Origin of the sequence: Streptomyces sp. NPDC051555 (assembly GCF_044454405.1) — a bacterium.
GTDB lineage: Bacteria > Actinomycetota > Actinomycetes > Streptomycetales > Streptomycetaceae > Streptomyces.
Genome location: NZ_JBITDP010000006.1, coordinates 157,305 through 172,991 on the forward strand (window position 1 = coordinate 157,305; position 15,687 = coordinate 172,991).

Here is a 15,687-nt window from a genome sequence, read left to right on the forward strand (position 1 = left end):
CAGCCGTACGGCCTCGGGCTCACCCGCACGAGGGATGGCCTCGCAAGATCACCGCCGTTTGCGGCTGGTGACACGGTTCTTACCGGCACCCCAAGTACGGCGGCGACGCCCTCTACACGGTCCTGCTGCTCGCGCTTGTCGTCGTGTTCGCGCCGCGTACGATGCCCCTGCGGGCCGCTGCGATCGCCCTGGCCGCGAGCTGGTCGATCGAGTTCCTCCAACTCGGCCCGCTGCCGGCGGAGCTGGCGCGGCACAGCACGGCGGCCCGTCTCGTGCTCGGTTCCACCTTCAACGCCCCGGACCTGCTCTGGTACACGGTCGGAGCCGCGGTCGGTTGGTGCGTCCACGTCTGCGTGCACGTCTGCATACACGCCTCGGCGCGACGCCGCCGGCCCGGCCACAGCACTGGTTCACTCGGCTCCTAGCCGAGGGCGCTCGGCCTGACCGCGATCATCCCGGGGTGTGACCCCGCACGGTAGGGGACTTCCCCAGGAGCGGCGGCGAGCGGGTTGCGGGCCCGTGATGCCCACGGGCGGCTCCGCCCCTCTGCTCCCCCGTGCGGGGGAGAGGCTCCTCCTGCGCGCCGACGCCTCGTCCGCGCCCCGGCTCGTAGCGTCGAGGTCATGGAATCCGAACCCGGGAAAACACTCGTCCGCTGGGCGTACGCGGCCGTGGCCTGGTTAGTGGTGAGCTTCGTGTGGCATGTCCAGATGGGCGTCATGTACGAAGACACGATGGGACCGGACGACGACACTCCGGTGTGGCTCTTCCTTTCCTACGACGCCCTCATCGTCCTCATGTCGGTCGTCGGCGTGGTGTGCCTGCTGGCCACGGTCAAGCCGGGGGGTCGACCTGCGCCGTACCGGCTGGTGCGCGCGCTCCTGTGGATCGGCTGCGCGGTGCTGACGATGCGGGGCGTGCCCGGCCTCGTCGAAAACATCACCACGGCGACGGGACTCACTCCGCATGGCCTGCTCGGGATGGAGAAGGAGGCCGTCGTCACGGGGTCATGGGACTTCTGGAAGACCATGGTGATCAACGGCTACTTCTTCCTCGGCGCGGTACTCCTCGTGCCCGCCACCGTGTTGTCCCGCCGGAGTCGACGCACGGCGAAGGTTCCCGCCCAGCACTAGCCGTCCCGTCGGGCCCCCCTTCTACGCACGGCCCGACGGTGGCTCCGACGCCCGCGCCGCATCCGGTCAGACGGCGATCGGAATCTCCTCGATCCAGCAGTCAACCGACCTTGCGGTGATCACGGTCAGGGCTTCCTCGGCATCGGCTCTGGTCAGGAAGGCCCCCGCCGCGGTGACCTCGGGTCCCTCGGGGCGCATCACGCGTGTCATGAGGACGCTGATGTGTCGGTGGCGCTCACGCCGGATGGTGGCGTTCTCCTCGGCCGACAGGGCCTCGACGAGTTCTTGGGCCGAGGCGATGTCGAGGCCGGCATCGACTCCGGAAAGCGGCTGGCTGGGCCAGGCGAGCGGCCTGGAGGGGTGGAACGTGTTGAAGAAGCTCTGCTGCGTGCGGCGGAGCACTCCTTCGGTCCAGCCGACGGCCATGGCGACCACGTAATCGGACTCGCCCCGGCTCTCCAGGACGAAGACCCGATCGTCCCTGCCGAAGGACATGTCGGCGTGCTCTGCCTTCACCCGCTCGGTCTCGGTCTCGGTCGCGCACCGGATCGCCAAGCCCCGGTAGTCAGTACTGATCTTCATCACGTAGGCGGGCTTGAAGAGCAGGTCGATCGTCGTCTCGGGCTCACCCGGCTCACCGGGCTCACCGGGCTCACCCGCCCCACTGGGGTGGCCGACGCTGCGCATCAGGAGTTGGCTGTGGCTCGCCGTGAAGGCCAAGAGGTGGAAGCTGCGCTCGCTGCGGAACAGCTCCTTGCCGGGGGCGAACTGGTGGTCGCGGTTGAGCCAGGTGCTGTCCGTCATGGGCTCACGATCTCCGTCCCGCCCACGCAGGTCAATCCGATTGTTCCACCGGAGGCGCACGGGTACGGGTGGACGGTCAACGGCATCGCGGACTCCCTTGGGGGTGGCGCCGCGCGGAGCGGCCTTCGTGATCACACCGGTCACGTCATGCGCAGAACAAGACTGTTTGACGCTTGATGCCGAACGCTTTACCTGAATGCGCAAGACGGGGTCGAGTGTCAGGATCTGGTCAAATCCTGTCCGACATGGGCCAGTTGGGGTCCTTGGGTGTCGATTCGCTCCGGCCCCGCGCGTCCGCTCGCCGGTCGGGACCCATCGGAATCCGGACATGTTTCGGCTGATACATGGCGTGTCCATGGCGATCATGAAGATCGCTGGCAACCTCTCCCCATCCCCAACAGCACCACCAGAGCCAAACGTCCCACCGGCACCACCAGCACTACCGGTGCCACCGGCTCTGCCCGGCAGGCCGGCCTCGTCCCGGCCGCCGATTTCGTTCCACCCCCCACGCTCTGAAGGAGTCCGCGTGAAGTCCACGCACCGCCGGAACGCCACCGCCACCGGCGCCCTGCTCGCAGCCGCCGCCCTGCTGACCGTCGGCGTCCAGGCCGGCAGCGCCAGCGCGCAGCCCGAAGCGTCCGCGAACACGAACGTCCCCGGCGGCGCACCCGTGCGCAACCCGGGCGCACTGCCCGCTCAGCTCACCCCGAGCCAGCGCGCCGAGCTCATAGCCAAGGCGCAGGGCACCACGGCCGCCACGGCCAAGGAGCTCGGTCTCGGCTCGCAGGAGAAGCTGCTGGTCCATGACGTGGTGAAGGACCAGGACGGCACCACCCACACCCGGTACGAGCGCACGTACGAGGGCCTCCCCGTCCTCGGCGGCGACCTGGTCGTCAGCCGCACCGCCGCGGACCGGACGCAGAGCGTGAGCAAGGCGTCCGCCGCCCAGCTGCAGGGCATTTCCACCTCCGCCCCGGCCGACGCGCCGGCAGCGGCCTCCGCGAAGGCCCTCGACGCCGCGAAGTCGATCGGTTCCAAGGCCGACAAGGCCGACGCCGCGCCCCGCAAGGTCGTGTGGATGGCGAACGGCGTGCCGACGCTGGCCTACGAGACCGTCATCGGCGGCCTCCAGGACGACGGCACCCCCAACAAGCTCCACGTCATCACCGACGCCAAGACGGGCGCGAAGCTCCACCAGTGGCAGGGCATCGAGACCGGTGTCGGCAACACCCACTACAGCGGCCAGGTCACCCTCGGCACGTCCGCGTCCGGTTCGAGCTACACGCTGAACGACGCCGGCCGCGGCGGCCACAAGACGTACAACCTGAACCGCGGTACGTCGGGCACGGGCACGCTCTTCAGCCAGTCCACCGACACCTGGGGCAACGGGGCCAACTCCAACGCCGCCACCGCGGGCGCCGACGCCGCGTACGGCGCCGGGGTCACCTGGGACTTCTACAAGAGCGTCCTCGGGCGCTCCGGAATCCGCGGCGACGGCGTCGCCGCCTACTCCCGCGTCCACTACGGGAACGCCTACGTCAACGCCTTCTGGGACGACGACTGCTTCTGCATGACGTACGGCGACGGAACGGGCAACAACGACCCGCTGACCTCGCTGGACGTCGCCGGCCACGAGATGACGCACGGCGTCACCGCAGCCACCGCGGGCCTGGAGTACAGCGCCGAATCGGGCGGCCTGAACGAGGCGACCTCCGACATCATGGGCACGTCCGTGGAGTTCTACGCGAACAACCCCAGCGCGCCGGGCAACTACCTCATCGGCGAGCAGATCAACATCAACGGCGACGGCACCCCGCTGCGCTACATGGACAAGCCGAGCAAGGACGGCGGCTCCAAGGACGCCTGGTACGCGGGCATCGGCAACCTCGACGTCCACTACTCCTCGGGCCCGGCCAACCACTGGTTCTACCTGGCCTCCGAGGGCTCCGGCGCCAAGACGGTCAACGGGGTCAGCTACAACTCGCCGACCTCCGACGGCCTGCCCGTCACCGGCATCGGCCGGGACAAGGCGCAGCTCATCTGGTACAAGGCCCTCACCACCAAGTTCAACTCCAGCACGGACTACGCGGGTGCGCGGACCGGCACGATCGCCGCGGCGACTGAGCTGTACGGCGCCGGCAGCGCCGAGGTCAAGAACGTCACCGACGCCTGGGCGGCCGTCAACGTGGGCGCCCGTTCGGGCGGCACCACCACTCCGGGGAAGGTCTTCGAGAGCACGACCCGGGTGGCCGTTCCGGACTCGCCCGGCCCCGCGGTCACCTCGTCGGTCGCCGTCAGCGGGGTCACCGGCAACGCGCCGAGCACCCTCAAGGTCGGCGTGAAGGTCACTCACACCTACATCGGTGACCTCCAGATCGACCTCGTGGCCCCCAACGGGACCTCGTTCCGCCTGCAGAGCTCGTCGTCCGACTCCACCGCGAACCTGGACAAGACCTACACGGTCAACGCCTCGGCCGTAGCGGCCAACGGCACCTGGAAGCTGAAGGTCCAGGACAAGGGAGCCGCCGACGTCGGCACGATCACCGACTTCAAGCTCACTTTCTGACACGTACCGATCAGCCGATCAGCCGATCAGCCGATCAGCCGAACGGCCGAAGGGCCGACCAGTCGTGACATGACATCAAGTGACATGACGTGAAGCAGATGCCCGGAGCCTCCCCAGGCCCCGGGCATCTCGGCTACGTCACGGCGTCGGTCGCGGTCGACGCGCCCGGGCCGGTAGCGGCAGAGGTGGCGGTGGCGGTAGCGGTACCGGCGATGGGCGCGACGCGCGGCATGGCGAGCCGGGCGTAGTCCTCGCCCGAGATGACCGCCGACCGGTCGAGCCGGGCGGCATTGAAGTACAGCTGGGGCCGGGCGACGACCGCGGGGTCGGCGACGAGTTCGAGGTCGGGATCGAAGGCGAAGGGCAGCACGGTGCCGGGGACGGCGTGGGCCAGTCGCTCGGCGGTGGCGGCGTCGCTGAAGCCGACGTAGCGGGCGTCGAACAACGTACGGACGGCGTCGAGGTCGACGCGCCGGTCGCCCGGGACGACCGCGAGGACGTGGCGGGTGGTCTTCTTGTCGGTCTTGACCCGCAGGACGATGCACTTCGCCGCCTGCGAGGTGGGGTGCCCGCGCAGGGCACACACCGACTCCGTGCTGCCCTCGGGTTCGTGATCGATGAGCCGGTAGGGCGTCCCGGTGGTGTCGAACAAGGTGATCAGGCGCTGGTACGTGTCATGTTCGGGCACGCTTCGTCCTCTTTCCCGGTGCTTGCTCTTGCTGGGGTGGTGTGCTCGGTCGGGTCGGTCGGGTCGGTCCGGTGGGTACGTTCGATGTTCTGGCCCCAGTAGGTGCCGGCGACCATCAGCAGGGCGCCCAGGGCGGCCCACGGGGTGAGCCGTTCCCCGCCGAAGCCGATGCCGATGGCGACGGCCCAGATCGGTTCGGTGCCCAGCAGCAGGCTGGCCCGACTGGCGGAGGTGCCCTGCACGGCCCAAGTCTGAGCGAGGAAGGCGAACACGCTGCAGAACAGGGCGAGATAGGCCAGCTGGGCCCAGGTGGTGGCGCTGCTGTGGAACAGGTCGGGCAGGTGGACGGCAGCGAGCGGCAGGAACAGGGCCGAGCCGACGACCGTCTGCACGGTCGTGAGGTGCAGCGGGTCCACGGCGCGGCGCGCGGTGAGCCGGCCGACGAGAACGACGTGCCCGGCCCGGACGAGCGCGGCGGCGAGCATCAGCGCGTCTCCGGTGCGGAGTGCGTGCGGCCCGGCGCTGGAGGTGAGCAGCCCGACGGCCACGACGCAGACACCGGCGGCGAGGAAGAACGTCCGCGGCAGTCGGCGGCCGCCCGTGCGGTCCAGCAGCGGAGTCAGCAGGGGCGTCAACACGATGGTCAGGCTGATGATCAACCCGGCGTTCGCGGCGCTGGTGTGCGCCACCCCGTACGTCTCCAGCACGAGCACGGCCGCCTGGGTGACTCCCAGCAGCGACCCGGCGCGGACCTCCGCACGGGTCCAACGGGTGCGGCTCCGGGTGCGGCCTCGGATGGCCACCAGGGCTCCGCACGCGAGTGCGGACATCGCGTACCGGGCGAACAGGACCGCCAGCACCGGGAGCGCGACGGTGGCCGTCTTGGCCGCGAGGTAGCTGGAACCCCAGACCAGCGCGACCAGGAAAAGTACCGCATCGGTGCGGCGGGCAACATGCATGCCGCCACGCTGCCCCACCAGCACGTTGAAGGCCATGACCAACTTCTTAACCTACGGTGTAGCGGCACTACAATGACAGCGTGGACGAACGGCAGCTGCGCATCCTGCGCGAACTGGGAGACCTGGGCAGCGTCAGCGCGGTCGCCGAGGCACTGCACGTGACGCCGTCCGCGATCTCGCAACAACTGCGACTGCTACAGCGCTCGATTCCCGTCCCGCTCACCGAACGGGCCGGACGCAGGGTGGTACTGACCGATGCCGGCCAGGCCCTGGCCGCGGCGGCCGTCAAGGTCGAGACCGCCCTGGCCCAGGCCCGGAACACGATCAGTGACTTCGCCGAGCAACCCGACGGCGACGTGTCGGTGGCCGCGTTCCACAGCGCGGCGTCCGCGCTCTTCCCGCTGCTGTTGCGCGGCCTCGCCGGCCCCGGACGCCCCCGCCCGGCACTCGCCGACGAGGACGTCCCCCAGGACCGTTTCCCCACCCTCACCCGTGACTACGATCTCGTACTCGCCCACCGTCTCGATCACGGCCCGCCCTGGCCGCGCACCGTGACCTCGACGACGCTGCTGCGCGAGCCCCTCGACGTCGCCCTGCCGGCCGGTCATCCGCTGGCGGCCAAGCCGCGGCTCACCCCGCGGGACGTGGCGGATCAACCGTGGATCACGGTGCACGACGGCTTCCCGCTGATGTCCACCATCGAGGCCATCGCCAGCGTGGCCAACCGCCGACTCGACATCGTCCACCGCATCAACGAGTTCGCGGTGGTCGCCGAGGTCGTCGCCGCCGGGGGAGGCCTCGCGCTGATGCCCCGCTGGACCGCCCGGCCGCACCCCGACGTGGTCCTGCGGCCCCTGAGCGGAGTGCGCGCGCGGCGCGACATCGACGTCCTGCACCGGCCGGAGCGCACCGCGCGCAGGGCGGTGCGCACCGTCCTCGCCGAGTTGCACCGCGCCGCGGCCGCGATCCAGGGGCGCAGCCGCTGAGCATCGATCGCACGGTCGACGCGGCTCATCGGCCGATGCGGCTCTTCGGGGGACGCGGCTCATCGGCGGACGCGGCTCCTCGGGTGCGGCGTCGAACGGGGGCCCGGCAGTGGGCTGTTCAGGCGGATCACAGACACCTGCGGCCGGTCCCGTCGTTGATCGGGACGTCATTGACCGTGCACTCGTAGAAGGACCTGTGATGTTCAACAAGATTCTGGCCACCGCCGCTGCTACCGCGTCCATCCTCGGAGCGGGCGCCGCCGTGGCCGCCCCGGCCATGGCGATCGGCAACGACGACGGGATCAACACCGTCAACGGCAACGGTGCTTCCCAGGTCTACGGCAACCAGAAGACCGCCGGCAACCAGAGCCCTGAGCTCAGCCTGGTCCAGGGCTCCGCCAACAAGCCTTGCGTCGGACTGCCCGTCAAGGTCAACGCCCAGTCGCTGGTCGCGATCATCGCCAACGTCGGGGTCCAGGACATCCCCGTCCTGTCGAACCCGATGAACCAGCAGTGCACCGAGAACTCCACCCAGGGCAAGGGCGACGAGCCGCTCTCGCACATCCTGGACAACATCCCGGTCCTGTCCGGCAACGCCTCCCTCAACAGCTGATCCGTTGCCCTCCCGGCGGGCCGGGGCGCCGGCCGCATGCACGAGTGCGGCCGGTGCACCGGTCCTGACCGGGCGTCAACGGCGTCCGGAGGCCCTCGTTCCTCACGGGCCGTGACGAGGGAATTTCGACAGGTAATAATTAGGTGAATTCCGCACTGAATTCTTGTCAATAGGCTTCCACTTCATATTTTATTTCGATAACGACTGCCACTCATAAGGCCTGGACCAATCCGCGTGACGCGCGTAACTGGCCTTGTTTTATGGGATGGTGATTGTTCGTCAAATTAGACGAGCAGGTAACGGAATGATTTCTTGAGGTGCGACCCCTCTTTGTCCGAATTCTCCGCCGCGTTCGTCTGGCAGGCTTCCGCGCACCCACTCATCCGATTCACAGTTGAGGTGCGCATGACAGGACGACGTAGACGGCGGGAGCATCGCCGCAAGCCCCGGCGGTTGATACTTCTCACCGCCGCCATGAGTACGGCGGCGGTGATAGCCGTAGGCATCGCCTACTCCGGCATGGGTGATGGCGCCCAGGCCGTGCCCGTACGAGCCGCCGAGGTGGCCGCCGCACCGGCCTCGGCGCCCGCCCGGGACCAGGAGCCCAAGCCCCTCGCGGCCGCGCCCGCCAACGAGAGCGCGCGCGGCATGATCTACGACGGTCTCGACCCCGCGCCGGGAGGCGACCGGTGCGCCGGCGTCTACCGGACCAGCGCCGGCCTCTGTACCCACGGGCCCGACGCCCCGCCCAAGGGCGTCGACATCACGAAGGACATCCAGCCCGCGGTCAAGTCCGCGGCGCCGGCGGCCGATCCGGCCCGCCCCCAGGCCGAGGACCCGGCGAGCTCCGAAGGTGGCGGACGTCCTGAGGACGCCCCCGCCGCCGACGCCGGTCGCGCCGCCGACAAGTCCGCCGCGCCCGCGCCCTCGCCCGCGGGTCAGGCCGTCGCCGCCGGCCCCGCCGGCCAGACCGTCCAGTGCGACGGCGACGGCAGCACCGGCAACCGGGTCCAGGTCGTGTACGTCCACGGGCCGGGCCGCGACCGCTACTCCGAGTACGTCGCCTCGTTCCGCAAATGGGCGGCCGACGCCGACCTCATCTACGCGACGAGCGCCCAGGAGACCGGCGGGATCCGCCACATCCGCTACGTCACGGCCGCCGACTGCACCCCGACCGTGGTCAACATCGAGCTCCCCGACTCCGCTCTGGCCGAGTTCAGCTCGACCAACACCGCCCTCGCCGGCAAGGGGCTCGACCGCCGGGACCGCAAGTACATGATCTTCGCGGACACCCAGGTCTACTGCGGCATAGGCACCTTCAACGGCGACGAGCGGCCCGGCCAGGCCAACATCAGCAACTTCGGCCCCTCGTACGGGCGCACGGACTCCGGCTGCTGGGGTGGCCACACCGCGGCGCACGAGCTCGGCCACAATCTGGGAGCGGTGAACAACAGCGCCCCGAACACCAGCCGTGGCGCGCACTGCACCGACGAGTTCGACGTCATGTGCTACTCGGACACTCCCTACTACCCGCAGATGCGCAACGTCTGCACCAACCAGGCGTCCGAGAACATCCTTGACTGCAACCACGACGACTACTTCCACACGAGCCCCAAGGCCGGCAGCTACCTCGCCACGCACTGGAACATCGCGGACAACCAGTTCCTGATGCGCAGCCAGGGCGGAGGCGGCACGGACCCCGGCCCTAACCCGGGCCCCACGCCGACCAAGAAGCCGACGCCCACGCCGACCAAGAGCCCCACGGGCGGTCCGGACGTGACGGTGGGGCAGATCCAATCGGACTCCGCCGTCGTGAACTGGCCCAAGGTCGAAGGCGCTGCCTGGTACCAGGTCCTGCTGAACGGCAAGCACCTGGGCTGGGTCCAGTCGCCCGTGCTGCGCGTCTACAACCTCCGGCCCGACACCTCCTACACGGTCGCGGTCTCCGTCCGCGACAACGCCGGCCGGGACACGGGAGCCGGCAGGACCGCGTCCTTCCGTACGAAGGGCACGGGCGGCGGCGCGACCACCCCCGGCACCCGCTACCTGCTCGGCAACGGCAGCACCGGCATGAACGCGGAGGTCTGGGGCGGGCGCGCCGCCGACGGCACCGTGCTCGTCGGGGCGCGCTCCAACGGGTACGCCCAGCAGCAGTGGTACTTCGACGACGCGGGCAACGGACTGGTCCGCATCCGCTCCGCGGCCTCCGGCAAGTGCCTGCAACCGGGCAGCGCTCCGGCCGCGGGGGCGTGGGTCGCCCAGCAGCCCTGCGGCGGCGCCGCGCAGGCCTGGAAGCTGACCTCCCGAGGCGCAGCGGTGACCGTCACCGACCCGAGCGGTGGCTTCGCGCTGACCGTGAGCAGTCGCCCCTACTACGGAAACTGGCTGCTGGACCTCCAGCGCGCGGACGGCCGCGCCGCACAGTCCTGGACCGCGCAGAAGGTCGGCTGACCCTCCCTGAAGCCCGCTGTAATCCCCTCCGGCGGGGGGGGGGCGGCCCCCCCCCGCCCCCCCCCCCCCCCCCCCCCCCCACAAACCCCCCCCCCCCCCCCCCACCCGGGGCCGACCGATGAGGAGCCCAGGCCCCCCCGCTCGGGCGGCCACGCCGTTGGGCGGGTCGCACACGACCCCCCGCGCGGGCCCCCCCGGGGGGGCGCGGCCCCCGCCCCCCCCCCCCCCCCCCGGCCCCACTCCACCCCACTCCATCCCACCCCGGAGCCCCTTCACGATGCGCATACGAATCGCTCTCCGAGCCGCACTGACCGCCCTCGGCCTGGTCCTGCTGTGCCCCGCCGCGGCGCACGCCCACGGGGACACCGTGAAGGTGGTGATGACCGGGCAGCGGGAGGGCCACGTCACCGCCGACATCGCCTGGGAGAACGACGGCGACGCGGTCGAGGAGGCGGTCGCCGCCACCGTGAACGCGGTCAGCGGCGACGGCTCCCGCACCCTGGGGCCCTGGCGGCTGGTGCGTGATTCCGCCAAGGCGCCGGCCGGCTGGGTCACCGCCGAGCCCCTGCCGCCCGGCTCGTGGAAGGTCGCCGTGGACGTAGGCTTCCCCGCACTCGGACACGGCGAACTCCAGCTCGACGTACCGGCCGTGGACCCGGCCCCGGTCACCGGCACGCCGGATCCCCGTCCCGCCACGCCGTCGCCCGCGGCGCCCCGAACCCAGACGCCACCGCCGGCACCGGCGTCGTCCCCCGAGGCTCCCGCAGAGCGCGCGGAACCCGGCTCGGGGTCCGCCATCTGGTGGACGGCGGCGGGGGTGACGGCAACCGCCCTGATCGGATCGTTCGTAGGGATCCTCGTACGCCGCCGACGCGAGGGGCGATAGGGCGTCGGGGCGGCGGTCGGTATTGCGTTGATCAAGGCGGCGGGGGCGTGCCAGCATGTCGGTGCGTCAGATGTCACTCTCGGTGCGATGGAGAGGAACCGCCTCCGCGATGCAACCCGTTCCCGCTGACCCCACCGTGCTCCACCCGATGCCGGAGCACCCGCGTGTGGTCCTGCTCAAGCCACTGGTGAAGTCGCCGCTGATCGAGGTCGGCGACTTCACCTACTACGACGACCCGGACGACCCGACCGCCTTCGAGACGCGCAACGTCCTCTACCACTACGGCCCCGAGCGGCTCGTCATCGGGAAGTACTGCGCCTTGGGCACGGGCACCCGGTTCATCATGAACGGCGCCAACCACCGCATGGACGGGCCTTCCACCTTCCCGTTCCCCACCATGGGAGGCTCGTGGGCGGAGCACTTCGACCTGATCACCGACCTGCCCGTCCGGGGCGACACGGTCGTCGGCAACGACGTGTGGTTCGGCCACGGCGCCACGGTCATGCCCGGTGCGCGCATCGGTCACGGCGCGATCATCGCCGCCGGCGCCGTGGTCACCGCGGACGTCCCCGACTACGCCATCGTCGGCGGCAACCCCGCCCGGCTCATCCGCACCCGCTACGAGGCCGCGGACGTTGCCCGGCTCCTCGCGGTGGCGTGGTGGGACTGGCCCGTGCGATCCATCACCCGGCACGTACGGGCGATCATGTCGGGGACCGTGGCCGACCTGGAGGAGGCCGCGGCGCAGATCGACCTGGCCTGACACGGTCTGAGGATCGGCGGTCCGGTTCCCTCGTGAGGAATTCGGGTTGACCGTCGTGAGCGTTCTCGGGTCTCCTGCTGCCATGTCTGATCTTCGGTACGAGCAGCCGGACGGCCACGCCGAGCCCGGCGACGCCACGCTCGGCGACTGGCGGTACGTCCACAACGTGATCATTGCGACGCATCCCCTGTCGTTGGCCGACGTACGCGAGCGCGCCCGCCGCAACCACCTGGAGGTCGCCTACCGCGGTGACGTCCTCGTGGGGTGCAGCACGGTGCGCCCGCCGACGGACGACGCGCCGGTGGCCACGGTCATCGCCCGCGTCCTCGCCGCTCACCGCGGGCAGGGTTGCGGCGAGGACCTCTATGCGCGGGGGCTCGACCGGGCCCGGCGGCTGGGCGCGGAGGCGATCGAGACCGTCGTCCTGTCGTCCAACGAGGACGGCCTGCGCTTCGCGCTCCGCCACGGTTTCGTCGAGACCGAGCGCTACCTGCTGCCCGGGGACACCATCCCCTGGATCGACTTGAGGCTCGCCTGACGGCCCGGACCGCGGCCGGTCGCCCGAACGCCCGGTTGCCTTCGCCTCACGCGATGGCGGTCCCCTCGATCTCGACCAGTCGGGCGGGGACCGCCCGTCGCACCACTCCGCCTTGACCTCAACCAAGATCGAGGTCCTAGCGTGGCGCCCAGTTGATCACCTGACGACGGGAAACACGCTCATGATCCTCGTGACCGGAGCCACCGGAAACATAGGCCGCGCCTTGATCGAGGAGCTGCGCGCACGCGGTGCCGGGCCGGTGAGGGGGCTCACCCGTGATGCCGCTCGGGCCGTCCTCCCGGAAGGGGTGGAGGTGGTGGAGGGCGACTTCGCAGAGCCCGCGTCGTTGGGGCCCGCGCTGGAGGGGGTGCGCTCGCTCTTCCTCGTGTCGCGTCTGGGACCGGACGCCGAGGTCCTCGAAGCCGCCCGGCGGGCGGGCGTGGAGCACGTCGTGCTGGTGTCGTCCATCACCGTCCAGAGCCACCCGCACCTCGGCCCCGCCGGCGAGAACCTGGCGGTGGAACAGTTGCTCAAGGCGAGCGGCATGGCCTGGACGATCCTGAGGCCGACGCAGTTCGCTTCGAACGCCCTGATGTGGGCCGCGACCGTCCGCGGCCGCGGACGCGTCCGCGCGCCGTACGCCGAAACGGCGCTGCCCACCATCCACCCCGCGGACATCGCCGCGGTGGCGCGCGTGGCCCTCACCGAGCCCGGCCACCACGGACGCACGTACGCCCTGACCGGTCCGGAACCGGTGACCGCCCGACAGCAGGTCGAGGCCATCGCGGCCGCACTGGGCCGGGAGGTGCCCTTCGTCGAGATCAGTCGTCAGGAGGCCCACGCGCAGATGGCCGCCGTCTTCGGGCCGGAGGCCGCGGACGCGGTGCTCGACGTCACCGGCGGCGACGTGAACGACGAACTGCTGGCGGTGCGCAGCACGGTCGCCCGGGTCACCGGAGAGCCGGCCCGCCCCTTCGGGCAGTGGGCCTCGGAGAACGTCGACGCGTTCCGCTGATCGGCATCCCCCGCTCAGGCGGGCACGTTGCCGGAGGCGAGCAACCGACGGCCTGGGCAGTGGGCGGGATCGGCGTGGCGGTGCGGGGCGGCTACCGCCCGCCCCGCACCGCCACGCCGACGGAGGTCGATCAGGCGCCGGCGGGCTCCGTCGCCCCGGCCGGCTCCTGGGCCGCGGGGGTCTCGCCGGCGGGGTGCGGGATGCGGTGCAGCCCCCGGCGGTCGTAGAGGCGGGTGACCGCGAAGCCGAAGACCAGCGCGGCGACGAGGGCGACACCCATCGAGGTCCACGCCCGGGTCAGACCGGCATCGGCCTGGGCGCCGTAGTAGAGCAGGGAGCGCAGGCCCTCGGTGATCTGGCGCAGCGGCTCGAACTCGGCGAGGGCGCGGAAGAAGCCGGGCAGCGCCTGGAGCGGCACGGTGGCACCGGAGGAAGGAACGGCCATCGCGACGAAGACGATGGTGGCCAGCAGCATGCCCGGGGTGCCGAAGGCGGCGAAGAGGGCCAGGCTGCCCATGCCGACGACCGCGATGGTGGCGACCGAGTAGAGCCACAGCAGGCCGAGGTGGGAGGCGTCCATGTCGAGGATGCCGACCGTCGCGACCTCGACCAAGGTGCCCATGACCACGGACATGCCGAGCATCAGGGCCATGCCGATGGCCAGGGTGCGCACGCGGCTGGTGTGCTGCACGGGTTCGCGCTTGCGGATGGGGCCGTAGTCGGTGTGCAGGTAACCGAGCGCGGTGTCGACCTGGGAGTTGACCAGGTTGGCGCCGAGCATGCCGCAGACGACCAGGACCAGCGCGTAGTAGAAGGCGCTCAGGCCCATGGCGCTGCGCGCCCCGAGGGGGTGGCCGTCGGCGACCGCCACGGTCACCGGGTCGGCCAGCTTGAGCTGGGCGGCCGTCGGGAGCGCGGTCTTCTGGGCTCCGGCCTGCTTGAGGAGCTCCTGGCCGATCGAGGCGGAGGCGGCGTGGGCGGCCTTCTGGGCGGCCTGGGAGGACATCGAGGAGCCGATGCTGCCGGCCGCCTGGTTGGTCAGCACGGTGATGGTCGGCGGAGCGGCCTTGCCCTGGGCCGCGGGCTGGGGGGAGCTGAGCGCGGCCACCGTCGCGGAGAAGTCCTCGGGTATGACGAGGGCGCCGAAGACCTTGCCGCTGCCCAGCCGCTTGTCGGCCTCCGCACGACTGACGACCTGCCAGTCGATGCTCCGGTCGCCCTCGGCGGCCTTGCGGATCCCCGAGACGACCTGATCGCCCAGGGCGAGGTGCCGGCCGCCCGCGTCGGCGCCGCGGTCCCCGTTGACCAGGGCCACGGGCAGATCGCGCAGGTTGCCCCGGGGGTTGACGTTGCCGCCGACGTAGAGCAGCGCGAACATCATGGAGACCACTGCGGCGATGAGTCCCGTACCGATCCACAACCGGGGTCGGCGGAGCACGGAGGGGGGATTGGGCTGAGGCATCGATTCTCCGGTGCGGCTGCGTTCCTGAGCTGGATCTGGATACCTTCAGTATCCAGATAGTGGATACTGGCAGTATCTTGTTGCGGTGTCCAATCGCCGACGCCGGGTGCCGGACCGAGTGATCAGCAGGGAAGCCGCATGAAGATCTCCGAGCTCAGCCGGCGGACCGGCGTACCGGTCGCCAGCATCAAGTACTTCCTGCGCCAGGGCCTGTTGCCGGCGGGCCGGGCCACCTCCGCGACCATTTCCGAGTACGGGGACGAGCACGCGCAGCGGCTGCGGTTGATCAAGGCGCTGACCACGCTCGGCGGCCTGTCCATCGCCGCCACCCGGGACGTGCTGGGGGCCGTGGACCAGGCCGACACCTCCGAGGGCGCGCTCGGGGCGGTCAGCTACGCCCTCCCGGTGCCCGTGGCCGCCCAGGGCGGCGCGGGGCCCGAGGAGGACGACGGTGCCACCCCCGCCGCTGCCGCGGAGGTGGCCGAGCTGCTCACGGCCCTGGACTGGCAGGCCCCCGGCACGTCACCGCACGTACAGGGGCTGACGACCGCCCTGCGGGAGCTGCGGCGGCTGGACGCGCAGTACGGCCCGGGCGAGCTCGCGGCCTACGCACGGCTGGCCGAGGGAGTGGCCCGACTGGACCTGGAACGCGCGGCGGTCCTGGAGGACCCGGTGGCCCTGGCCGAGCGGGCGGTGATCGTCTTCGCGATCTGCGCCCCGGTCTTCGAGCTGCTGCGCCGACTCGCCCAGGAGGACCAGGTCCGGCGGCGCCTGACGGGCGACGGCGCCGGAGGGGCCGCACCACGCTCGTGAGTCCGCGGGA

14 protein-coding genes and 1 pseudogene are annotated in these 15,687 nt (G+C 71.0%); 11 read left to right on the plus strand and 4 right to left on the minus strand.

Features of this window, described 5'->3' with window-relative positions; translation table 11 throughout:
• Window positions 1-92: 92 nt before the first annotated feature.
• Both ACIBEA_RS15470 and ACIBEA_RS15475 read left to right on the plus strand, forming a co-directional pair.
• Window positions 93-425 (plus strand): annotated as a pseudogene (locus ACIBEA_RS15470) (DUF2809 domain-containing protein); the annotation flags it as partial.
• Between the two features lie 198 nt (window positions 426-623).
• Window positions 624-1,133 carry a hypothetical protein gene (locus ACIBEA_RS15475; protein ID WP_399260995.1) on the plus strand — a complete coding sequence of 170 codons (510 nt, stop codon included), beginning with the start codon at window positions 624-626 and terminating at the stop codon, window positions 1,131-1,133.
• A 66-nt stretch (window positions 1,134-1,199) separates the two neighbouring features.
• On the opposite strand, the gene ACIBEA_RS15480 is transcribed toward ACIBEA_RS15475, so the two are convergent.
• Complete coding sequence (locus ACIBEA_RS15480; RefSeq protein WP_399260997.1) at window positions 1,200-1,937, minus strand: hypothetical protein; 738 nt, start codon at window positions 1,935-1,937, stop codon at window positions 1,200-1,202.
• 526 nt (window positions 1,938-2,463) lie between these two features.
• On the opposite strand from ACIBEA_RS15480, the gene ACIBEA_RS15485 reads away from it, so the two are divergent.
• On the plus strand, window positions 2,464-4,503 hold the full coding sequence (locus ACIBEA_RS15485) for a M4 family metallopeptidase (protein ID WP_399260998.1): 2,040 nt from the start codon (window positions 2,464-2,466) through the stop codon (window positions 4,501-4,503).
• Between the two features lie 133 nt (window positions 4,504-4,636).
• Here ACIBEA_RS15485 and ACIBEA_RS15490 read toward each other — a convergent pair whose 3' ends face one another.
• Together ACIBEA_RS15490 and ACIBEA_RS15495 are read right to left on the minus strand one after the other, a co-directional pair.
• Window positions 4,637-5,191, minus strand: coding sequence for a YbaK/EbsC family protein (locus ACIBEA_RS15490; protein WP_399261000.1), 555 nt, complete (start codon window positions 5,189-5,191; stop codon window positions 4,637-4,639).
• Window positions 5,161-6,150 carry a DMT family transporter gene (locus tag ACIBEA_RS15495; protein WP_399261436.1) on the minus strand — a complete coding sequence of 330 codons (990 nt, stop codon included), beginning with the start codon at window positions 6,148-6,150 and terminating at the stop codon, window positions 5,161-5,163. Before ACIBEA_RS15495 ends, ACIBEA_RS15490 begins: the two co-directional genes overlap by 31 nt.
• 80 nt (window positions 6,151-6,230) lie before the next feature.
• Between ACIBEA_RS15495 and ACIBEA_RS15500 the strand changes: the two genes are divergently transcribed.
• The 7 genes from ACIBEA_RS15500 to ACIBEA_RS15530 all read left to right on the plus strand — a co-directional run bounded on the left by ACIBEA_RS15500 (window position 6,231) and on the right by ACIBEA_RS15530 (window position 13,402).
• Window positions 6,231-7,136 (plus strand): LysR family transcriptional regulator, encoded by a 906-nt coding sequence (locus ACIBEA_RS15500; RefSeq protein ID WP_399261002.1) that lies wholly within the window; start codon window positions 6,231-6,233, stop codon window positions 7,134-7,136.
• 199 nt (window positions 7,137-7,335) lie between these two features.
• Complete coding sequence (locus ACIBEA_RS15505) at window positions 7,336-7,749, plus strand: rodlin (protein WP_399261004.1); 414 nt, start codon at window positions 7,336-7,338, stop codon at window positions 7,747-7,749.
• Between the two features lie 474 nt (window positions 7,750-8,223).
• On the plus strand, window positions 8,224-10,200 hold the full coding sequence (locus ACIBEA_RS15510) for an RICIN domain-containing protein (RefSeq protein ID WP_399261006.1): 1,977 nt from the start codon (window positions 8,224-8,226) through the stop codon (window positions 10,198-10,200).
• A gap of 277 nt (window positions 10,201-10,477) precedes the next feature.
• Window positions 10,478-11,086, plus strand: coding sequence for a hypothetical protein (locus ACIBEA_RS15515; protein WP_399261008.1), 609 nt, complete (start codon window positions 10,478-10,480; stop codon window positions 11,084-11,086).
• Between the two features lie 109 nt (window positions 11,087-11,195).
• On the plus strand, window positions 11,196-11,849 hold the full coding sequence (locus ACIBEA_RS15520) for a CatB-related O-acetyltransferase (RefSeq protein WP_399261011.1): 654 nt from the start codon (window positions 11,196-11,198) through the stop codon (window positions 11,847-11,849).
• Between the two features lie 82 nt (window positions 11,850-11,931).
• Window positions 11,932-12,387, plus strand: coding sequence for a GNAT family N-acetyltransferase (locus ACIBEA_RS15525; protein WP_399261013.1), 456 nt, complete (start codon window positions 11,932-11,934; stop codon window positions 12,385-12,387).
• 181 nt (window positions 12,388-12,568) lie between these two features.
• Entirely contained in the window at window positions 12,569-13,402 is an 834-nt protein-coding gene (locus ACIBEA_RS15530) for an NAD(P)H-binding protein (RefSeq protein ID WP_399261015.1), read from the plus strand.
• Between the two features lie 130 nt (window positions 13,403-13,532).
• On the opposite strand, the gene ACIBEA_RS15535 is transcribed toward ACIBEA_RS15530, so the two are convergent.
• The gene (locus ACIBEA_RS15535) at window positions 13,533-14,864 is read right to left on the minus strand and encodes a YhgE/Pip family protein (protein ID WP_399261017.1); all 1,332 of its coding nucleotides are present in this window, start codon (window positions 14,862-14,864) and stop codon (window positions 13,533-13,535) included.
• A 138-nt stretch (window positions 14,865-15,002) separates the two neighbouring features.
• On the opposite strand from ACIBEA_RS15535, the gene ACIBEA_RS15540 reads away from it, so the two are divergent.
• Window positions 15,003-15,677 (plus strand): MerR family transcriptional regulator, encoded by a 675-nt coding sequence (locus ACIBEA_RS15540; protein WP_399261019.1) that lies wholly within the window; start codon window positions 15,003-15,005, stop codon window positions 15,675-15,677.
• Window positions 15,678-15,687 lie beyond the last annotated feature (10 nt).